The 22,834-nt window shown below is 37.8% G+C and carries 17 protein-coding genes; 16 read left to right on the top strand and 1 reads right to left on the bottom strand.

Translation table 11 applies throughout. The features are described from left to right. Positions 1–285 precede the first annotated feature (285 nt). The 3 genes from SAE01_RS14915 (at position 286) to SAE01_RS14905 (ending at position 6,349) form a co-directional block, all read left to right on the top strand. Complete coding sequence (locus SAE01_RS14915) at positions 286–3,306, top strand: SusC/RagA family TonB-linked outer membrane protein (protein WP_147204585.1); 3,021 nt, start codon at positions 286–288, stop codon at positions 3,304–3,306. A gap of 11 nt (positions 3,307–3,317) precedes the next feature. Continuing rightward, positions 3,318–5,012, top strand: coding sequence for a RagB/SusD family nutrient uptake outer membrane protein (locus SAE01_RS14910; protein WP_147204584.1), 1,695 nt, complete (start codon positions 3,318–3,320; stop codon positions 5,010–5,012). A gap of 443 nt (positions 5,013–5,455) precedes the next feature. After that, positions 5,456–6,349, top strand: coding sequence for a glycoside hydrolase family 16 protein (locus SAE01_RS14905; protein WP_147204583.1), 894 nt, complete (start codon positions 5,456–5,458; stop codon positions 6,347–6,349). 56 nt (positions 6,350–6,405) lie between these two features. On the opposite strand, the gene radC is transcribed toward SAE01_RS14905, so the two are convergent. Next, entirely contained in the window at positions 6,406–7,095 is a 690-nt protein-coding gene (radC, locus tag SAE01_RS14900; RefSeq protein WP_147204582.1) for a RadC family protein, read from the bottom strand. 72 nt (positions 7,096–7,167) lie between these two features. Between radC and SAE01_RS14895 the strand changes: the two genes are divergently transcribed. The 13 genes from SAE01_RS14895 to SAE01_RS14835 all read left to right on the top strand — a co-directional run bounded on the left by SAE01_RS14895 (position 7,168) and on the right by SAE01_RS14835 (position 22,830). Then, positions 7,168–8,133 carry a ribose-phosphate pyrophosphokinase gene (locus SAE01_RS14895; protein WP_147204581.1) on the top strand — a complete coding sequence of 322 codons (966 nt, stop codon included), beginning with the start codon at positions 7,168–7,170 and terminating at the stop codon, positions 8,131–8,133. A gap of 24 nt (positions 8,134–8,157) precedes the next feature. Beyond that, a complete protein-coding gene (locus SAE01_RS14890) occupies positions 8,158–8,736 on the top strand; it encodes a 50S ribosomal protein L25 (RefSeq protein ID WP_147204580.1) in 579 nt (192 codons plus the stop codon). Positions 8,737–9,034: 298 nt separating this feature from the next. Then, positions 9,035–9,610 carry an aminoacyl-tRNA hydrolase gene (pth, locus tag SAE01_RS14885; RefSeq protein ID WP_147204579.1) on the top strand — a complete coding sequence of 192 codons (576 nt, stop codon included), beginning with the start codon at positions 9,035–9,037 and terminating at the stop codon, positions 9,608–9,610. 112 nt (positions 9,611–9,722) lie between these two features. After that, a complete protein-coding gene (locus SAE01_RS14880; protein WP_147204578.1) occupies positions 9,723–10,334 on the top strand; it encodes a fumarylacetoacetate hydrolase family protein in 612 nt (203 codons plus the stop codon). Positions 10,335–11,021: 687 nt separating this feature from the next. Then, entirely contained in the window at positions 11,022–11,867 is an 846-nt protein-coding gene (locus SAE01_RS14875) for a polysaccharide biosynthesis/export family protein (RefSeq protein WP_147204577.1), read from the top strand. 3 nt (positions 11,868–11,870) lie between these two features. Continuing rightward, a complete protein-coding gene (locus SAE01_RS14870) occupies positions 11,871–14,216 on the top strand; it encodes a GumC family protein (protein WP_147204576.1) in 2,346 nt (781 codons plus the stop codon). Positions 14,217–14,274: 58 nt separating this feature from the next. Further along, entirely contained in the window at positions 14,275–15,561 is a 1,287-nt protein-coding gene (locus SAE01_RS14865; protein ID WP_147204575.1) for an MATE family efflux transporter, read from the top strand. Between the two features lie 195 nt (positions 15,562–15,756). Further along, positions 15,757–16,842, top strand: a complete 1,086-nt coding sequence (locus SAE01_RS14860) for an exostosin domain-containing protein (protein ID WP_147204574.1) — start codon at positions 15,757–15,759, stop codon at positions 16,840–16,842. Positions 16,843–16,900: 58 nt separating this feature from the next. Beyond that, a complete protein-coding gene (locus SAE01_RS14855; RefSeq protein WP_147204573.1) occupies positions 16,901–18,022 on the top strand; it encodes a glycosyltransferase in 1,122 nt (373 codons plus the stop codon). Positions 18,023–18,026: 4 nt separating this feature from the next. Then, positions 18,027–19,004, top strand: a complete 978-nt coding sequence (locus SAE01_RS14850) for a glycosyltransferase family 2 protein (RefSeq protein ID WP_147204572.1) — start codon at positions 18,027–18,029, stop codon at positions 19,002–19,004. A gap of 114 nt (positions 19,005–19,118) precedes the next feature. After that, entirely contained in the window at positions 19,119–20,168 is a 1,050-nt protein-coding gene (locus SAE01_RS14845) for a glycosyltransferase family 4 protein (protein ID WP_147204571.1), read from the top strand. Between the two features lie 83 nt (positions 20,169–20,251). Then, a complete protein-coding gene (locus tag SAE01_RS14840) occupies positions 20,252–21,490 on the top strand; it encodes a glycosyltransferase family 4 protein (RefSeq protein ID WP_147204570.1) in 1,239 nt (412 codons plus the stop codon). Between the two features lie 11 nt (positions 21,491–21,501). Next, a complete protein-coding gene (locus tag SAE01_RS14835; RefSeq protein ID WP_246113254.1) occupies positions 21,502–22,830 on the top strand; it encodes a hypothetical protein in 1,329 nt (442 codons plus the stop codon). Positions 22,831–22,834: the final 4 nt, after the last annotated feature.

The raw sequence follows: 22,834 nt of genomic DNA, 5'->3' as shown, positions 1-22,834 counted from the left end.
GCTACCAACATTGGTTCTTTACCAATCATTCTTGCGTCGCAGTACATTCATCTGCAAATCTTGTTGCAGCTTATTTAGCGTAGTAATTGTCTTTTTTTGGCAGCAATTGCAATCTTCCAATATTCACGAATCCTGCTTCAAAAGGTTGAAACCTTGATTCGAAAACAAATAAAATGAATTTAACTTGTTGAGAGAATGTTTAATGATTAGATAATCCGTTTTATTGAAATAATCATTTGACAACCATATCTTGCTTCTTTTATTTATCTAACTAAACTACTGTAAATGTGTAAAATTTATTTTTCACACCCCTGGTTGAAACTATGCCTCGTCGGGTTGCTTGCCGGGATCTGTTTTTTTTCTCCGGGAACTGCTTTTGCAAAAGCAGGTTTTGAATTCGAAATATTTGAAAACCCTCCACAAACTGTTAGCGGAACTGTAAAAGATGCAAGCACAGGCAAACCCCTCGCAGGAGCTACCATAAATGTAAAAGGCGGCTCTCAAAGTACTGCTTCAGATACAAGAGGTGCTTTTACAATAGTGGCACCTGACAATATCAGCGTACTGGTTATTAGTTACGTTGGTTATGTTACCCAGGAGCTCCCTGTAACCGGTAATAATATCGAAGTTTCCATGCTTCCAAATTCAGCCGAGTTGAACCAGGTGGTAGTGGTTGGATATGGTACCCAAAATAAAAGAGATGTAACCGGTGCGGTTAAGTCTGTAAAGAGCGAGGCCTTCAACCGTGGTATCATCAACTCCCCTCAGCAGCTTTTACAAGGTAAAGTTTCGGGTGTAAATGTTACTTCTGCAAGCGGAGAGCCGGGAAGCATGCAGGGCATTACAATCCGGGGTCCGGGTGGAGTAAGGACCGGTAGTACACCGCTTTTTGTAGTAGATGGACTGCCGCTTGATAATTCGAGTACAGGTGGTGGCGATCCTCTGAATTTTATCAACCCACAAGACATTGAATCGTTCGACGTGTTGAAAGATGCATCTGCAACTGCAATCTACGGCTCACGTGGTGCTAATGGTGTAATCATCATAACTACTAAGAGAGGAAAAGCAGGCGTCTCAACCCTTGCTTACTCAACCAGTATTGGGTACTCTAAAATTGCAAGGGCGCTACCTGTTTTAACGGCAGAAGAATTTCGAGCGGAGGTTCCAAAACTGGGTGGCGCAATTGATGACCAAAAAGGGTCAACCGACTGGCAAAAAGAAATTACAAGAACAGCGTTTACTCAAAACCATAACTTAACAATGAGTGGTGGGGCAGAAAGATTGACCTATTATGCTTCTTTCGGCTTGCAAAAACAAGAAGGTATTCTTAAAGAGAATAGCCTTGACCGCTACTCTGGAAGGTTTAACGCAACACAAAGGTTCTGGGATGACAGGCTGATCATTGAAGCGAACCTAAACGTGGCGAACACTAAAAATCAACGTCCACCGATTGGAGGTTTAATAGGAGATGCGATCAGCAACAACCCGACTTATCCTGCCTATGACGCGAACGGTAAACCAATAGGCTACCAGAATATTAGCAATCCTTTGGTCTACCTAACTCTTGATAAAGATATTACGACCATCAATCGCGTAATTGGTAATATTTCTCCTTCTCTCAAACTAATAAAAGGCCTTGTTTATAAGCTCAACTTTGGCGTAGATAATTCTAATTCAAACCATGATGTTGAAGCTTTGCCTTTTGCTCAGCCTCTTCGTGATGGCCGGTTAGAAACATTTTATAACTACAACAGAAATACGCTGATTGAGAATTACCTCACTTATTCTTTTGCTACCCCACGTCATAGCGTGTCAGCTTTGGCCGGTCATTCTTATCAAAAGATTTTTGTGCAGGGAAGAAACAACAGTATTAATCGCTTTCCCATTTCCCCTGTTGAACCCATTTACAATCCCGGCTTGGGGCAAGAATTGACTTTGGCCAACAACAGGCCCGGAGGTTATGCTTTCATCAACGAGCTTCAATCATTTTTTGGCAGGGTTACTTACCAGCTAGACAATAAGTATTTGCTTACTGCAAATTTTAGAGCTGACGGATCTTCTAAATTCGGTTCAAATAATAAGTATGGTTTATTCCCTTCATTCTCTCTTGGATGGAAGATTTCAGATGAAGAGTTCATGAGCGGTTCTGTATTTAACAACCTAAAACTAAGAGGCGGTTGGGGCAGAACAGGTAACCAGGAAATACCTTCAAAAATTACCCAGGCATTGTATACTTCACAGGTCTCTGCTTCTACAAGCTATCCGTTGTACGCGTCTGGCTTATATCCTGCCGGTACCACTTTTTCAAGGCTTGCTAATCCTGATATTCAATGGGAGGTTTCTACCCAAACAGACGTAGGCTTAGACTTTGGTTTATGGAAAGGTGCATTGTCCGGATCAGTTGATTTCTTCAACAAAGTGTCTAACAATATTTTGCTTGAAGTAATTCCAGCAGACCCTATACAACCAGCCAATACTTTCTGGACAAATGTTCAAGACATGACTATCAACAATAAAGGTGTCGAGTTCGATATCGAATACAGGCATAAGTCTAATGCAGGCATTTCTTACAATATAGGCGGTAACCTAACCTACATGCATAACAAGGTGAACAACTCGCCTTATTCAGTGATACCATCAGGTTCTGCCTCTGGTTCAGGACTAACTTCTGCAACAATTAACGGGTACTTAAACGGCGAACCAATTGGTACATTCTTCTTAAAAGAATTTACCGGCTTTGATGCTAATGGATTAAGTACATATCGCGATACTGACAAAGATGGTATTATATCAGATAAAGATAGAATTGCCGCTGGTACAGCTTTACCCAACATTATTTATAGCTTCAATGGCGGGGCCGCTTACAAAGGTTTTGACGTTGTTGTAAACTTCAACGGAGTATCGGGCAACAAAATATATGACAATACTGCAAACAGTTATTTCTATAAGAATAAGCTTGCTAAAAATGTCAATACTACGCGTGAGGCTATTGCAAATGCAACTGAGTCAACTAGTAATTCAGCTCCCGTGAGCACAAGGTTTTTAAAGGACGGCGCGTACCTGCGTTTAAATAATCTTTCGTTAGGATACAATTTCAATACAAATGATTTGGGAATTAAAAAGTGGATTTCTGCAATTCGGTTGTCTGTAACAGGTCAAAATCTTTTTGTAATTACAAATTACAATGGTTTCGACCCTGAAGTAAATACTGACAGAACTATCAATGGTATCTCGTCGTACGGTATAGACTATCAAAGTTATCCCAAAGCAAAGTCTATCATTTTTGGTTTAAATTTTTCATTTTAAAATAGTAGAAGATGACAAGGAAAATAATATTTGTTCCACTTGCTTTAATGTGTGTTTTAATAATAGCCGGTTGTACAAAATTGAATGAACAGGTACTTGATGAATCTTCTGTAACTGGTCTTACAGATAAACAAATTGCTGAGGGAATAATAGCGCCGGTGTATGCAAGACTCCCGGATATTTTCCTGCATACCAATTATTTTGCAATGCAGGAAATCTCTACTGACGAAGCCATTCTTCCTTATAGGGGTGGTACAGATTGGGGTGATAATGGAATCTACGTGGCCCTCCATAAACACGAGACCACCAGTACAGATCCCAATGTTAGAAATACCTGGAATAATATTACGCAGGGAATATCCAGGGCGGTTACTGCGATAAATACTTTGCCTACAAATTCCGATGCGAACGCCAAGTTGTTCCTCGCTGAAGCGAGAGGTATGCGGGCATATTACTCTATGCTTACTCTTGATCTTTTTGGGCTCGTTTTCGTTAAAGACGACTTATCTGAGTCTTCAAAGATTTTGAGAGGTGAGGCAGCTTTAGAATATCTTAAATCAGAATTACTGGCAGTAGAGCCGGTGCTTGATAACGGCACTGGTCCGGGTAGACTTAGCAAACCAGCAGTGTGGGGTTTGTTAGCAAGATTGTACCTGAACGCTGCTGTTTACCGCGACCCTTATGCGGCCTCTTTCACTTTTAAAAACGAGGACATGGATAAGGTGGTTGAGTATTGTGACAAAATAATTAGCTCGGGTCAATACGCTTTAGCGACTGAATACTTTTCTCTTTTTAATGATAACAACCATACAAACAAGGAATTGATTTTTGCAGTTGATCAGAGAAACGATTTGAACGGGCACAACAGGATGGCTTATTTTTCTTTGTCTGGTGATCAATATCCTTTACCTACTTACCCTCTTGCTAACGGAACCGATGGCCCCGCTATTACCCCGGACTTTTATCGCACCTGGGTAAATGCAAACCTTCCACTGGACCCGGCTGTTGCTGATCCTCGTTTTTACAAACAAAATTTATCAATCTATTCCAATCCCGGAGACTCTTGTGTAGACGCTGCTAGTTTCAATATTAATCGCGGCATTTTGAGAGGACAACAATATGGTCTGATTAGAAAAAATGGAGTGTTTTTAAAGTGCGCGAGCGGAAAGATGTTAGTCGGAAAACTTTTTCATGACTCTCGAAATAAGCCAACTTTGCCTGTCGACTTCACAGAAGCGATTGATTTCTCGCCTGCTGGAAGTAACTATTTTACTGGTTATAGGGTTGAGAAGTATGAGTTTAGCAAGACCTCTGTAAGTGGAAGAAACTTTGGCGAACATGATATCGTTATCCTTCGTTTAGCTGATATTTACTTGATGCGTGCTGAGGCGAAACTAAGAAAATCGGCGCCTGATGCAACAGCAGCTTTAACTGATGTAAATATTGTGAGAGCTTCCAGAACTGCTACTACACCTGCCAAGCCACTTCCATCCATCTCGCTTGATCTTTTGTTTCGCGAGAGAGGTTTCGAATTTTATTGGGAGTGTTTACGCAGAACCGATATGATACGTTTTGGTAAGTATGAAGGTTCCTGGACCGAAAAGTCAAATACCGATAAACAAAAAAGAATTTTTCCGATACCTCAAACTGCTATCGATGGGGCATCCAACTTACCTGGATACTTAACTCAAAACCCCAGTTACTAAGTTATGTCTTTCTGGTGGGGCAACTAACACACGTTCGTTAGATGCCCTATTTTTTTACGGGGAGCTCGTGTCTAAGACAGTAGGGCGAATTGAAGAAAAAATCAAGTAATCTAAACCGCTTTTCCCAACTTGAAACAATTCTTATTTTGAGCTACCCCAATTAGTTAAGATAGTGCCCCAATTGTTCTAACCACAATTTGTAAGTAATAAGAAGTTTAAGACCTCGTTTTAATAATGTAACCTGATCGCCAGGTATTTTTAAAATCCAATATTCTAATCACAAAGGCTGACACTTTCAAGTGCCGGCTTTTTTTGTTTATGCTAAGGACCATTTATCTTATAAAATCCTTCAAACTAAGTGTAATAAAACAAGCGTAAAATTTGTTTTAAATAATTTCGCCATATTTACTCCTCGAACTAACACAATTTGAAACCGTAAGTCAATGAATTATTTGAAACCGTTTGATTGGTCTAAGTTTATTGCTTTTGTTTTTATTCCTGCTTTTACATTTTGCACTGGTCCTAAGAGTAGCACTAGTTCTCCCAGTTCTTCAAAGAGTATTTTTTTCGACGACTTTTCCGGGTCTTCATTAGATCGCAGCAAGTGGAACGTTTTATTAACCGGCCAGGTTTTTAACAACGAACAACAGGCTTACGTTGACTCCTCTGCTACCGTTTACTTTGTTAAAGGCAAAGACGCAGAAGGTGCGAAGAATGGGGCCTTGGTTATTCATCCTCGTTATACTCCTGGCTTTGTTACCAGGGACGGAAAGAAATTCGATTTCATATCAGGCCGACTTCATACTAAAGGAAAGTTTGACTTCACTTATGGTACTGCTTCAGCAAGAATAAAGATGTCTGAAGGTAAAGGGCTTTGGCCGGCGTGGTGGCTACTTGGCAATGAGCGATGGCCGCAAACAGGTGAGATAGATATTATGGAATTTATTGGAGAACGCGAGTGGGTAAACGCAGCTATACACGGACCTGGCTATTCAGGCAATACGCCTTTTGTCAAAAGAGATTCTTCTATGAAGGCGAACTCCGTTACTAATTGGCATGTGTACTCTGTAGATTGGACTCCGGAAAGTCTTGTTTTTAAAATTGATGGAAGAGCTTTCTATACCGTTACTAAAGCAATGATTGAGAAATATGGAAAATGGGCTTTTGACAATCCAAAACATATGATTTTAAATTTCGCTGTTGGCGGAAGTTATCCTGCAGGAGTAAATAAAATTCAATCGCCATATCCCGGGCTGCCAAATGAAACAGTGGACTTGATTAAGCAGGGGAAGATTAAAATATTGGTTGATTGGGTAAGTGTAACAAGAAGCGAATAGGGCATGAGGAGTTTAGATTGCTATTGTAGCAGAACGTGTATTTTATCGCACATAGTTTACAGCATCCCGTCATCGGCAAAACTATAATACCCTTCTTCGCTTACAATAATATGATCCATCACTTTTATGTCAAAGTAGCCAGCTGCTTCTTTAATTTTTGTAGTAAGCTCCTGGTCCTGCCGACTTGGTTTCAAATTTCCGCTCGGATGGTTATGACATAACACTATACTAACAGCTTCATGTTCCAAAGCTTTCTTTAAAATGATTCTTGGGTCTGCTACCGTACCTGTTATGCCACCCTCGCTGATAATTTCGTAATGATTAATTTTATTTGCGCGGTTTAGAAAAACGACGGCAAAAACTTCGTGCATTTTATATTGCAACTGTGCTTGCAAAAACTTAGCAATATCCTTACTGGAGAGAACAATTTCCTTTTTATTGTCAGCCATATTTCTCCGTACTCCCAACTCTAAGGCTGCAGCAATTGTTACCGCTTTTACAGGTCCAAGACCTTTTATTTTTAAATTTACCATCTCTTTAACTGACAACTTAGCCAGCCTCTGAAGGTTGTTTTCTACCGAAGACAATAGTTCCTTTGAAAGGTCCACGGCACTTTTATCAGTTGTGCCATTATTAATAAGTATTGCCAGCAGTTCAGAATTACTTAAACTTTCTGCTCCTTTCAAAGCAAGTTTTTCTCTTGGCCTGTCATCGATCGCCCAATTTTTTATACCTGTTTGTAGCATGCTGAATTTATAATTTCTGAAATTAAAACTTTCTTGCGCTAATCTCTATCTTCGCCCCACATTATTGCAGGTATGAATCCTTCTATTAAAATTTTTTCTGGTACAGGTACTCAAAGTGTTTCTAATAAGATTGCCGAACGCTTTGGCACTGCACTCGGTAAAATAAATATCCAGAAGTTTAGCGACGGCGAGATTCAAACAGTTTATATGGAAAGCATACGTGGCGACTATGTTTTTCTTATACAAAGTACTAATGCTCCGTCGGATAATCTTATGGAACTGTTGCTGATGATTGATGCAGCGCGGCGGGCAAGTGCTTACAAAATAGTGGTAGTAATGCCTTATTACGGTTACGCAAGGCAAGACCGGAAGGACAAACCTCGTGTGGCAATCGGTTCGAAACTTATAGCAAATTTATTGGTGGCCGCCGGTGCAAACCGCATTATCACTATGGATTTGCACGCTCCTCAAATCCAAGGCTACTTTGATATCCCAGTCGATCACCTCGACAGTTCTGCCATTTTCATACCGTATATAGAAAAACTTAAACTGAAAAACCTTACTTTTGCCGCCCCTGACGTGGGAAGTACCAATCGTGTGCGTGAAATTGCCAGTTATTTTAATACTGATATGGTCATTTGTGATAAGCATCGGAAAAGAGCAAATGAGATTGCAAGCATGGTGGTAATAGGTGATGTGAAAGACAGGAGCATAGTTCTGATAGACGACATTTGCGACACAGGTGGAACACTCGCCAAAGCTGCTGGTTTACTGATGGAAAAAGGCGCAAGAAGCGTAAGGGCATTATGTACGCACCCTGTGTTAAGTGGAAAAGCTTATGAAAATATTGAAAACAGCGTGTTAGATGAGTTGGTAGTTTGTGACACTATTCCATTAAAAAGGCAAAGTAGCAAAATAAAGTGTTTATCGGTAGCTGACCTCTTTGCAATTGCCATTAGGAATGCTTATGAAAACAGAAGTATTACAAGCTTGTTTATTCATTCGCAGTTAAAAGCAAAAAGAGAAGAAAGACAATAGCAATTTTTTAAACAATCATATAAAATGAAGACAATTACAATCGAAGGACAACTGAGGACCGAAATGGGCAAAAAAGCCACGCGCCAGCTTCGCTCTCACGAATTGGTGCCTGGTGTAATTTACGGTGGTGCACAGGAAATTAATTTCGCTGCTCCTGTAAAGGCTTTCAAGCCTATCGTTTACACTGGTGAATTTATACAAACAGAAATCAAAATTGACGGCCAGAATTATGTTTGTATTTTGAAAGATCTGCAGTTTGACAAGGTTTCAGACCAATTGTTACACGTAGACTTTTTAGAATTAGTGGGTGATAAAAAAGTCGTTGCGACACTACCACTACATCTTACAGGAACTTCTGTGGGAGTTAAAGCTGGTGGTAAGCTTGTAGTTAAAATGAAATCGTTAAAGGTGAAGGCCTTACCTTCTGACTTAAGGGAATCAATCACAGTAGATATTACAAATCTTGAGTTGAACGGCAATATTAGGGTAGAAGATGTAAAGGTTGAAAACATGGAGATACTAAATAGTCCACGTATACCTATCGCTTCTGTTGTTATGACCCGCCAGTTGAAACAGGAGGAATCGACTGAAAAGAAGAAATAGCTTTTTTAAAAAAATAGCCCGGTCATTGAGACCGGGTTTTTTTATGCCGAATTTTTTGCCTTTTCATGATTTCTACTACACCTACCAACATTTCTGCCTTTTACTACCTCCTTAGAATTCTTATTTGTGTTAAGAAAACAAGTTTCAATTGAGCTTCGGCACGTTCTTTAATTAAGAAAAAAATCTTCTGTTGGCAACTAAAGTTTAGAAATTGATATCTATCCAATGAACATTAGTTTAAATGTTTTTGAAACCGAAATGGGATTACCGATATATCGTAAAAAAGTATTTTTGTCTGATGAACAAGTTTTTAATTGTTGGACTAGGAAACGTGGGAGGTGAATATATAGATACAAGACATAATATAGGTTTCAATATTGCAGAAGCACTTGTTTCAAAGCACAAAGGATTATTTAGAACGGAACGTTTGGCAGAAGTAGCTGAGATAAAGTTTAGAGGAAAAATATTAGTATGTATCAAACCTACTACTTACATGAATTTAAGTGGCAGGGCGTTTAAGTTTTATCTTGATAAAGAGAAAATCAGTTTGGAGAATACTCTCACCATCGTCGACGATTTGGCTTTACCCTTGAGTAAAATCAGGTTGAGAGGCAGTGGCAGTGATGCTGGTCATAATGGCCTCAAAGATATACAAGCTACTCTAGGCACCGACAAGTATCCAAAGCTCCGTTTCGGTATTGGAAGTGATTATCCAAAAGGTTTCCAAATAGATTTTGTCCTCGGTAAATGGACAAGCAGTGAGTTGCCGATAGTAAATAAGAAAATTGAAAAGTGTGTGGAAACAATAGAAGATTTTGTTTTTACCGGATTACAAAGAACGATGAACGCAATAAATAATTTAGAGTTTGCATAATATTTTATTTTTCTTGCGTTATATACCCGAATTAAAATATAACTGTACTAACCCTTACTGTTTGCAATCTTTCTTTTGCGGTTACTCTGTGCTATTTTATAAAAAATAACTTATGAAAATTTTTTGTGTTGGACGAAATTATGTAGAGCATGCAAAGGAACTTGGAAATGAGGTGCCGGAAGAACCTGTTATTTTTATGAAGCCAAAAAGCGCTTTGTTACAGTCCCATACACCGTTTTATTATCCTGATTTTTGCAATGAACTCCATTATGAAGTTGAACTTGTACTACGGGTATGTAAAAATGGTAAGTATGTAAATGAAAGACAGGCATCGAAATATTATAACGCTATTAGTGTTGGGATAGATTTTACTGCCCGCGACATCCAGGGAGAACTGAAGAAAAAAGGGCTCCCTTGGGAGAAAGCAAAAGCCTGGGATAATTCGGCAATTATAGGACAATGGAAAGACCTTACTCCTGAACTACTTAAAAAACCCGTTAGCTTCTCTCTTAAAAAGAATGGCGAAGATGTTCAAATAGGTGTTTCAACCGACATGATCTTTACATTTGATCAGATCGTTGCTAATATATCTAATTACTTTTCTCTTAACATAGGTGATCTTATTTATACCGGTACCCCTGCTGGAGTCGGTGAGTGCGTTGTAGGAGACGTACTAGAAGGCTTTTTAGAAAATGAAAGATTGTTTGAGTTGGAAATAAAATAAAGGTTGTATTTACCAACTACGGCTAGTCTTCCTATTGATTGTTCTTTGCTTAAAGGTTCTTACTGCGGTTCAAGGTACTCTGCAAAAAGGAATTTTATTTAAAAACGTTTTTTTACCTAATAGTCTTCTTGGCTGCTCTTCTCCAAGCTTTACAACTTTTTAGCCCACTTTTCTTCAAGTACTAATAATTAATCTAGCTGTACTATTATCACAAATGGAGCCACTTTTAGGGCAACGTGCACATGTGACTAATTTGTTTTGCTTCTCGTTGATCCCAATACTCCATCTTTTCTTTTAACAACTCCTTATACTTTCTTTATTGTCTGATTCTCCTCCTTTTTTCCTTATTGCAAGTTTTAAAGCAGCTCTGTTTATCAGCTAAATGCATCCATTTAAGAAGTATTACTGTCTTTAATGTTCCCGTAAATAATTTAGAAAGAAATAAAAAAAGAATAATCATATTTGCAAAACTCGGAATAGCGTTATAGGTGCGAAGAAAGATTGATTCACTGTAGCGAGAGTTAGAAAATTTGGTTCCAGAAGGCTTACAAAATGTAGCAGTAGTGTGACTGACTGTAGCGAAGCTTTTAATACTAGTTCAAATAATTTAATTATATATTTCCGCATAGTTTATTATGCGAAGTCACTTACTGTAATTTTTAAAAAACCGTCTTCAACCAATATTTCATGATACTAAAAAAAGAACATTCATCATTTGTATTCCTTGCAGCACTTTCTTCTAGTCTTATTATATTCCTTTCCTCATGCAGTACAACGAAGAGCAATGCTGAATATTTGTATTTTCAAGGTGCAGAAGACAATGTAGCAGTTCAGCAGAAAGAAACGATTATTCAACCTCGTGACCTTTTAAGTATTCAAGTTTATAGTAAAACTCTTAACCAAGAGCAAGCTGCTATTTTTAACATCTTTTCTTCCTCTTCATCACTGGCGCCTTCAACAGCTTCTGCCGGGGCTAGTTCTACTTCGGGCAATGCCGGTGCATCTCAAGGGTACGAAGTCAGTGCTTTCGGCAATATTGAAATGCCCGTTATTGGGACAGTCAAAGCAGCAGGGTTAACGAAGGATCAACTGCAGGCGCTATTAGTAGAAAAGATATCTAACTATGTAAAAAGTCCTTCTATAGTGGTCCGGTTTTCTAATTATAGTATAAACATTTTAGGCGAAGTTCGCAGCCCAGGCTCAAAAAGGTTTACAGTAGACAAAGTTACTCTCATCGATGCGATTAGTGCGGCAGGGGATCTAACCGAATTTGGCAAAAGAGAAAATGTTATGGTAATAAGAGAGCAAGGGGGCAAGAAATATTATAACACAGTTGACATAAGAAGTAAAAATTTATTTTCTTCACCTGTATATGTTCTACAACCTAATGACATTGTATATGTATCGCCAAATAATAAAAGGTTAAAAACATTAAATGCTGACGTGGAAACACAAAGGAAGATTAGTGTCTATCTTAGTTACGTTGGCATCGCTATAAGTCTTATTAGTGTTTTTATTTATTTAAGAAGGTAATTTATGAAAAAAGAAGATAGTGGGATTTTTGGAGATAAAAGCAGCTCTGCAAGTATTCGGGAACTGTTGTCTAAGTATTTGGCCTATTGGCCCTTATTTTTTCTTACCGTTTTAGTCTGTTCAGGTGCTGGGTATATCTATGCAAAATATACCGTCCCTAAATATATGGCTACGTCGACTTTTTTAATTATTGGATCACGTACTAGTGCGTCTGAGGATGATTTAGTAAAATCTGCATTAAGTGGCAAAAAAGAAATAAATGTAAATAATGAAATCTTGCTTTTAAATTCTGCTAATCTAATGCAGAGAACTGTAGCTAAAAACGACTTCAATATTTTTTACTTAAAAAAAGGAAAAATATTGGATTTGGAGATATATAAAGATGCTCCTTTCACTCTTACGGCAAAGGAAATGACGGATAGTAACAGTAGCTACAGTATTTACATAAAGAAAATTAATGCCACTGGAGGCGAATTTATTTATGGTGCTGAAAAAGAGGAAAAAAAATATGCGTTTAAGTGGAATGATCCCTTCACAATCAGTAATCAGGTTTTTGTATTATCGCCAAAAGGCGTAATAAAAGAGGGAGATGGAGAGTATATAGTTAAATGGCAGCCTGTGGCATGGGTTGCTGGAGCTTTAAATGCAAGCTTAACTGTTAAGCCTTACGATACCCGAACAAATGCAATTGTTTTAACGGTAAAATGTGAGAATATAAAAAAATGTGAAGATGTTTTAGATGGTCTATTTACTGAATTTAACCGCTCTGATATTGAAGACAGAAATAAATTATCTAAAAGCACTGTTCAATTTATTGACGACAGGTTAGTTAATATAACCGGAGAATTGAAAGGAGTTGAAGGTAGTCTAGAAAACTACCAGGGAAGCAATCAACTAATTGATATTAAAGGTCAGTCAGGTCAGGCGCTAGGGGATGCGAACAGTGTTTCTAAAAGTTTGAAAGATTTGGCAATTCAACAAGGTGTTGCCTCAATGATATTGAATTATTTTGCAAACCCTGCTAATGGTAGCAAATTGGTTCCCTCCTCACTAGGCTTAAATGATGCAACGTTAAGTTCTCTAATTACTCAGTATAATGAGTTACAATTAAGGAAAGAGAGAGAAGCACCTCTCGTTGCCCCAAACAGCACTGTAATGCAAGATTTAAACACTCAAATTGATAATCTTCGGGGAAGTATTCTGGAAAGTCTAAGCAACATTTCAAAAAACTTGCAGCTACAGGAAAGAGGCCTCCAGCAACAAAGCAATCAGTATCAGAGTATGCTTGCTTCAGTTCCTCATAACGAACGGGTGATGCAGGAAATCAAGAGAAAACAAACAATTACGGAGGGGCTTTATCTATATCTTTTTCAGAAGAGGGAAGAGGCCGCTATCTCCAGTACAACTTCTTCAGTACCTCACTACAGACAATTAGATTCAGCTCAAGGGTATGGGCCGGTTGAGCCGAACAAGACAAATATTACTCTTTATTCCGCTCTTTTCGGACTCTTTCTTGCTTTCGGCTTCATTTTTATCAAGGATGCTTTAAATGACAAGGTAGTTTCAAGAGAAGATATTACTAAACGTACATTAGTTCCAATAGTAGGGCAGCTAGCTCATATGTCTAGAAGAAAAAAGCAAGTCATTGCTGTTTTAGACCGAAACATTATAGCCGAGCAGTTTCGTGCTATTAGGACGAACATTTCTTTTTTACTTAAGGACAGAAATAAAAAAACGCTGTTGGTAACTTCATCAGTCAGTGGAGAAGGGAAATCGTTTGTCAGTCTTAACTTGGCTGCGGTGTTTGCCATGCCTGGAAAAAGAGTAGCCCTGCTGGAATTTGATATCAGGCAGCCTGTAATAGCTGCTAATTTAAATCTTAATACTACTAAAGGCCTTACTAATTACCTATTAGGTGACGTTAAATCAATCTCTGAAATATTCCACATTTCAGAGGACGTTCCAGGCCTACATATATATCCATCGGGCCCTATTCCTCCTAATCCAGGTGATCTTTTATTAACTGCAAACCTTGCCACCTTGTTTCAAGCTTTAAAAGCAGAGTATGATTTTATTATAGTAGACTCTCCTCCTGCCGGGTTAGTAAGCGATTCATTTATTTTAGGAGAATTTAGTGATATGGTTTTGTATGTAATTAGAAGTCAGAAAACAATTAAAAAACAAATTGATTTTATTAACGAAATCGCCGACAATAAATCTTTGCCAAATATGGCTCTAATATTAAATGCTATTAAAAATAGTGACAACTACGGCGGCTATGGTTATGGCAATAATTCTTACTATTCAGATCCAAAACCGGAAAAAAAGAGGAAACTAATTACTCCCTAGATGTAGTGACAGAAAAATTGAAGCTTAGAAAGTGTAATTTTTATTAGAATAGTTGAAAGTGTCTGAACCAATTCTGAAAATCCTTAACAATCCAAAGTATACAAGACTTATCCACTGGGGTAAGCTAATTACGATAACAGGTGGATCACAGGCTATAGTGCAAGCAACTGGATTAGTTAGCGGAATAATTGTAATACGCCTATTGCCAACTCAACAATATGCTTGGTATACCTTAGCTAATACTCTTTTGGGCACCATGGGAATTTTAGCAGACGGAGGCATTTCTGCCGGAGTTATGGCACAGGGAGGAAAAGTATGGCAGGATCGGGAGAAATTAGGAGCAGTATTAGCGACTGGACTTGATTTAAGAAAAACTTTTGCACTTGGTAGTCTTTTAGTGGCTGTACCTCTTTTAATATATCTACTTAATCGTAGCGGTGCTAGCGTAATAACTATACTGTTAATTGTAGCAGCATTGATTCCGGCTTTTTTTGTTGCCTTGTCTGATTCTTTATTAGAAATAATTCCGAAACTACATCAAAGCATTATACCATTACAAAAGAATGAATTGACGGTAAGTATCGCACGCCTAATGTTAAGTACCCTCACTTTATTTATTTTTCCGTTTTCTTATATAGCTATACTTGCAAGTGGACTTCCCCGTGCTTATGGTAATATAGGTTTAAGAAAGATAGCATATAGTTTTGTTAGCAAACAGCAGAAGCCAGATTTAGCAGTTAGAAAAAACATTCTATTTATAGTAAAAAGAATATTGCCTGGTGCGCTTTATTATTGTTTGTCTGGTCAGATAACAATCTGGTTAATTTCTATTTTCGGAACAACTAATTCTATTGCGGAGGTAGGGGCTTTAGGAAGATTAGCGGTCTTATTGAATTTTTTCTCAGTATTAATTTCAACGCTAATTATTCCACGATTTGCCCGCTTAGAAAACAATAAAAAACTTTTACTTACCAGGTTTTTTCAAATAATAGGTACTCTTCTAATTTTTTGCTTGCTTCTATTAACAGTTGTATGGGCATTTCCAGAAAAAATACTACTAATTCTAGGAAATCAATATGCGGGGTTAGAAAAGGAACTGCTAATAAATTTAATAGGCAGTAGCATTTTTTTAATTGGAGCAATAATTTATAATCTTTATACAAGTAAAGGTTGGGTTCTTAAACCACTAGTTTCAATTTCGATAAGCATTTGTGCTATTACCACTGGAATTATTTTTCTTGATGTATCAACCGTTAGTGGTGTTTTATGGTTAAATATTTTTATTGCTGCTATTCAACTTGTTTATCACACTACTTATGCTGTTTATAAACTTGTCAATATTTGAATTTAAAAAATAATCTCTGCTCAGAACTTAAAAGTTTGAGACATAATTGGTGAGTAATTTGCAGAATTTTCTTTAATCGTTATAAAAATTGTTATAGCTAATCTTCTTTTATTAAAGAAGTTTCATCATTATCTGTTCTTGAACTGATGTTTCGGAAGTTGTTCAAGTGTGATACCTTCTTTTAATAGCTTTTTAATGAAATTGAAAATATTTACGGATCTGGAACTTTTGAAATTTGGAGAACCTGTAGAGCTACTTATACCATTTATTGGAAAATTCAATGAGGAGGATAAACCTGGAAAGATTATGAGTACTAGGTTTGACAAATTGATTTCGAGTGGGAGAGAATTTATTGAATTTACTAGTGCCGAAGATGCTGAAGCAGCTTTATTGCCTCTCTTTTATAATTCGGCCCATGATATAAAAGTGTTGGAAAAAGCAATTCAGCCTTTTGTAGATATAGTTTCGAAATTGAACAAGAAGCTTTTAATTTTTACCGGTCATGACGCGCCAGGATGCCCTACCACTATTAAAAATTCAATTATTTTTAATAGTGCGGTAACTAAATCTGCGCAGGGAAAAAATGTGTTTTCTTACCCACACTTTTTCGAAGATTTTCTGGAAGAATATTTAGGTACTCCTTTACAGGTAAGACAAAAGGGGCCAAAAGCAGTTGTTGGTTTTTGTGGCTATGCTCCCCCATTAGCTCTTAATTTAAGCAAGGAAAAAGTAATATCCATTGCAAAGCTGGGAGCAAATTATTTAGGGTGGATGAAAAAGTTTCCCTCTAGAGCATCTCATTCTTACCGCGCAAGAGCCATAATTGGGCTGTTAAGATCAAAAAGAATCGAAAGAAATTTTATTATAAAATCGAGATTCGCTTTTGGGCCTACTGGCCAATTAAATAGTGGAAATACAGAGGAATCGGATACGTTCTTCCGCAGAAATTTTGTCAATAACATTTACGGAAGTGATTACGTATTATGTGTTAGAGGAATAGGCAATAATTCTATTCGTTTTTTTGAGGCATTGTGTTGTGGAAGAATTCCCATTTTTGTTAACACTAACTGTGTTCTCCCCTTTGATCACATTATAGACTGGAAAAGTCTTTGTATATGGATTGAAGAAAAAGATATTGATAGAATAGATCAAATCGTTTTCAACTTTCATCAAAATATTTCTAATGAGGAATTTATTGCGTTGCAACTAAGATTAAGAGCAATTTGGGAAGAATATTTGTCACCGTTGGGTTTTCTTAAGAACATAAAATTATTTATTTAATTTATTCTACTTCCAAAATGAAAGCAGTTAGGCTAAACTTTACAATCGAAAGGGGCTAATGAAGGTTGTTTTTATTTGTGGTTCATTGTGTTTTGGCGCGGATGGAGTTGGAGATTATACAAGACGATTGGGGATAGAATTAATACAAAAGGGCCATCAAGCAAGTATTATTGCTTTGCATGACCAAGACGCTATTGAAGAAATAAATGAATTTCAAAGAGTTGGGGAAACAGGTATTCGGTGCTTAAGAATACCGTATAAGACGTCTGACAAAAAAAGGTTTTTATCGGCCAAAGAGTTTTTGAATGCCGAAAACCCTGATCATGTTAGCCTCCAATATGTCCCTTTTGCCTTCCACCTTAAAGGTCTGCCTTTTAATTTGGCAAGTGAATTAGTGAAGGTCGGGAAGGGAAAAAAGTGGCAGATAATGTTTCATGAACTGTGGGTTGGAACAGAAGACGGACACTTTTTAAAAATGAAGATCTTTGCCTTTCTTCAGAAGTATATAATTAAAAGGATGCTCGAAGTGATATCACCTTCTGTGATACATACTCATTTACCAATTTATAAGCACCAATTAAACAAGTTGGGGTGGAACGCCTCTGATCTTTCCTTGTTTTCGAATATTGAACTAAAAAGGTTAAAAGAAGCACAGCAGGGTAACATTTTGAGAGCTTGTTTTTTTAGTCAGATAGGCACTAGTAATGAGATAATTAATTTCTTAAGCACCATTTCGAAAGAGATTATAGCAAAAAAGCTAAAATTTGAAATTTTATTAATAGGTGGCTCAGAAGAGAAAATGAAAGCTTTTAAACAAAGCATTGAATTTTTGTTACCGGCTGATACTACTATAAAACACACTGGGTTCTTATCTGCAGAGGATGTATCAATACATCTACAAAAATGCCAGTTTGGAATAACCCCAATACCACGTCATGCGTTAGGCAAAAGTGGAAGTGTAGCTGCATTTATTTCGCATAGCCTTCCTGTGGCTGCACCTAATACTGACAAACGTTACTTAAATTCCGTGATGAGTTTTTTAGATCCCTCACTTCAATCTTCAGTTATTTTGTCTCCAAACCTTAGTTCTTTAGAAAAGGCAAAACAAGCAACAGCAATTGCTAAGAAAGAAATAAATGTTTCGAAGATTGCTTCTAAATTTTTGTCGGACTTAAAATAACTCTATGCCTTTATATGATATTGCTGTAGTAATTAATTCTTTTAATCGTATTGCTCTTCTACGCGAATCGTTACTCGCGCTATCCTTATGGCTTCCCACATCCGAACTAAACGACCGCTGCGTTATAATTATATATGACGCCGGCTCTACTGACGGCAGTATAGAGTGGATTGAGAGTGTTAAAATATCAATGGGCCTTGTTTTAAAAATTGTAATTCCTGAACCAGGAGATGATACATCTTTTGCCGCTGGTTTAAATACTGCAGTAGAGGTTGGCTTGCAAACGTTTCCACATTTAAAATACCTACTTTTTTACGAGACGGACAATCAAATATTAGAAGCCAAACCTGTTTTAGAAGCTATAAATCAGCTGAATGTCAAAGAAAAGTTGGCAGCCTGTGGATTTACTGTGCGAAAGCACAACGGAACATCCGCTGGCATTGGTCAACCCTTTCCTACTTTGCTAGGTTTTGCTTTAGGTAAGCATCTTGTTCATAGACTCAAAATGGAAGCTGTTCCGTTTAAGTGGCAACAAGAACAGGGAGGCGTTGAATTTAGTGAATTGGATGTGGTATATACTAGTCCTCTACTAGTTAAAGTGGCTGCCTGGAAAGAATCTGGGGGATTAAACGCAATCTTGTTTCCATTTTCGGAGTGTGATGTGGACTGGGCAAAAAGACTGAGAAAACTTGGCTGGAAGATGGGCGTAATTCGCTCAAACGCAGTTATTCACGATAATTTAGAGACAATATCAGCTTGGTCGGCAACGAGATCAATGCAGTATCACCGAGCTAAGCTAAGATATTTTAAATGTTATAATCCCACGGCAGTATATACGGTATGGCCGCTCTTTTTAATAGTTCGCCATTTACTTGAACTTCTAGCTGCAACGTTAGTTGTTAGAGAGCCGTTTCGTCGCACCCAATTAACTCATCAGACGTTAGACTTAATAAAGGCGAGCGTTAAAGGTTACGAACGTTAGTGGAACTTTTACTGCAAATGAATAATGCTTTAAAAGTCTAATTACATTTAGCCCCTTTTATCACTTTATTGAGAAAAAATAAAGAAGAAGAGGTAGACTAAGAACTTATTTTACATGGCTTTAAAAATCCTATTTCTTACACATAAATATTACCCTGACATAGGGGGTATTGAGACTATATCTGAGATTTTAGCGAATTCTTTTTATAATGCTGGGTACGACGTTTGTTTGGTAACGTGGACTAAAGAAATAGGGAAAAAGACTTTTCCATTTAAAGTTATTAGGAGTCCAGGTTTTTTTGATCTTATTAGAGTTCACAGATGGGCAGATGTGGTATTTGAAAATAACCTGTCCCTTAGACTGGCATGGCCCGGCATATTTTTTAATAGAGGTTGGGTTACGAGTCTCCAAACTTGGATCACTAAAGCAGATGGTTCAGTTGGCCTACAAGAAAAAATTAAGTTCAAATGGTTGAAACGCTCTAAAATAGTAATATCATGCAGCGAAGCAATACGAAAACGTTGTTGGCCGACTTCCATTGTTATTGGAAATCCTTATCAAGAGGATACTTTTAAACACTTAGAAAATATTGAAAAGAAAGGTGATTTTCTTTTTCTTGGCCGGTTGGTGTCTGATAAGGGAGCTGATTTGGCAATTCAAGCCTTTAAACAGTTACTTAAAGAGCAAGAAGATAACTCGTCTTTTTCTTCCTTGTCATTAACTATAATTGGGGATGGCCCCGAAAGGGATAAGTTAGAAAAAATTGTATGCGATTTGAAATTAACAGGTAGGGTTTTTTTCAAAGGAGCTCTTCGGGGAGATGTATTAGTTAAAAGTTTGAATGAGCATCGCTTTCTTTTAGTTCCCTCAATGTGGGAAGAACCTTTTGGCATAGTGGCATTAGAAGGAATGGCTTGTGGTTGCGTACCCATTGTATCTGATGGTGGAGGTTTGCCGGATGCAGTGGGAAAGGCAGGACTCGTATTTAAAAGGGGCGATATTAACTCATTTGTGCAGTCTATGCTAAGAGTACTAAAAGAGCCTAAACTAGAGGAGGAATTGCGACGTGAAGCTGTCATGCATTTAGCAGCCCATACGTCAGTTGAAGTTTCGAGACTTTATCTAAATATTTTTAATGGTTTAAACAACTCTAAATACAATTAAACTTACTTTCTATTGTTTAACCAACCAATTTATACTTCAATTACTAATGCGTTACCGCAATTTTAAAGAAATTTATAAATAAAATGAAGGTAGTTTTTGGTCATCCAACAGGCAATGCAAATGTGAAAGCAGCAGCAAAAGGCCTTATGGAAGCTAACCTACTAGCCCGATTTTACACCTCTATTGCTACTTTTCCAGGAGATGTTCTAGATAATCTGGCTTCGGTAAAAGCACTTTCAGAATTGAGACGAAGAGCTTTTGATCCTGCGCTTAAATCTGTTACCAAAGCCTTTCCTGGTAGGGAACTGGGAAGGCTAATATCTGGAAAGTTAGGGTTTAAGAATCTGGTAAAACATGAACAGGGTTTTTTTAGCATTGATGAGGTTTACAAAAGGTTCGACAAAAAGGTAGCAGCTCAACTAAAGATGTTATCGAAAAAGGGAACGCGAGCGGTCTATGCTTATGAGGATGCAGCAGCGTATTCTTTCGCAGAAGGAAAGAGATTGGACATGAAATGCTTCTACGACTTACCTATTGGATATTGGCGGGCAGCAAGGCACCTATTAGCAGTAGAGCAGGAAAGATGGCCAAAATGGACAAGCACCCTAACAGGCTTAGCCGATTCTGACAAAAAATTAGTTCGCAAGGATTATGAGCTGTCACAGGCTGACACAATTTTTGTTGCTAGCCAATTCACAGCAAAGACTTTGGAACAATTTCCAGGAGTACTATGTCCAATCAAAGTAATACCATATGGATTTCCCACCGTTACGGCCAAAAGAAGTTACAGAAACTTGTCTTCAGGTAAAGCCTTAAAACTATTGTTTGTTGGGGGTCTTTCTCAACGAAAAGGGATTGCGGATCTCTTTGCAGCAGTAGAAGCGCTCGGTGCTCACGTAGAGTTAACTGTAGTTGGTCAAAAAATTAATGAAGATTGTTTGGTACTTAATGAAGCTTTATTGAAGCACACTTGGATACCATCATTGCCTCATAAAGATATTTTAGACATTATGAAGCAGCATGATGTCCTGATTTTCCCTTCTCTTTTTGAAGGGTTTGGGTTAGTTATAACTGAAGCAATGTCACAAGGGACACCGGTAATAACTACCAATAGGACCGCAGGGCCAGATCTTATCGAAAATAATGGAAATGGCTGGTTAATTGATGCTGGTAACACCTTTCAATTACAACAGGCAATTGAAAAATTGCTATACAATCCAGGTGTTATCGCCGAAAACGGAAAAGCTGCTATGGAAACCGCAAGAAAAAGACCTTGGGAGGTGTACGGTCGTGAATTAGTAGAAGCCGTTAAAAATTCTTGATTTTGGAAGTTATGATGCACAAGCAACAGGATAGGATAACAGCTTTTAATAATGAGAGTTATGATGGTATCAGCGATAACAAGACAACTTTTTTAAAAAAAGCCGTATGGCTATATTTTTTACTGCTAATTTTTGAAGGTGCATTACGAAAATGGTTATTGCCGGCTTTAGATACACCCTTGCTTGTGGTTCGAGATCCGATTGCACTATTTATTGTTTTAGCCAGTTGGAGATTAGGGCTTTTACCTTCTACACCTTATCTAACTTTCACTATCATAATCGGAGTAATAGCGCTTTTTACCTCGCTTTTTTTTGGACATGGCAATCTAGCTGTAGCTGTCTTCGGTGCCCGAATTCTGCTAATTCATTTCCCACTAATGTTTGCGATAGGTCGTATTTTTAATTTGGAAGATGTAGTTAAGATAGGAAAAGCAACACTTTATATCGCAATACCAATGACCGTTCTTGTTACTCTTCAGTTTTATAGTCCTCAGTCAGCATGGGTGAATAGAGGAGTTGGAGGTTCACTACAAGGAGCTGGTTTTAGCGGTGCCGGTGAATTTTTTCGACCTCCTGGTACCTTTTCTTTCACAAACGGAAATACTCTTTTCTACAGCTTTGCAGCCCCCTTCATTATTTACTTTTTTCTCAACCCAGAAAAAATAAATAAATACATATTATTAGCGTCTGGAGTAGCTTTAATTTGTGCTGTTCCATTGTCAATAAGTAGAGGACTATTATTTCAGGTTCTTATTTCTTTGATTTTTACTGGGGTTGCCATAGGAAGAAAACCCGAAAACTTAGGCAAAATCCTACTTTTCTTGTTGGTCGGTTTAATTGCACTTGTAAGTTTATCGAAATTTAGTTTTTTTCAAACCGCCACTGGAGCTTTTTCTGAGAGATATGAGATTGCGAATGAAAGTGAGGGTGGACTTAATGGAGTATTGGTAGATAGATACTTAGGTGGAATGGTTGAGGCTATAAAAAACTCGTATGGTTTACCTTTTTTTGGTCGTGGAATTGGGATGGGCACAAATGTGGGCAGTTCTCTTTTAACAGGAGAGACCACTTTTTTAATTGCAGAAGGTGAATGGGGTAGGTTAATAGGAGAAATGGGCCCGCTGCTTGGAATATTTTTAATAGCAATCCGAGTGTTTTTTTCAATACGAATCGCATGGGCTAGTTTTAAAAAAATTGCGTCTGGCAATTTACTTCCCTGGGTTTTAGTGAGCTTTGGACTTCTATTAATCCCACAAGGGCAATGGGGACAACCTACATCTCTAGGCTTTTCTACACTTTTAGGAGGGTTAATTATTGCTTCTTTACGCGTATCTAACTGAGTGC

The sequence above is a fragment of the Segetibacter aerophilus genome (assembly GCF_007991655.1).
In the GTDB taxonomy this organism is placed as follows: Bacteria; Bacteroidota; Bacteroidia; order Chitinophagales; family Chitinophagaceae; genus Segetibacter; species Segetibacter aerophilus.
This window is presented reverse-complemented; position numbering and strand designations above follow the sequence as displayed.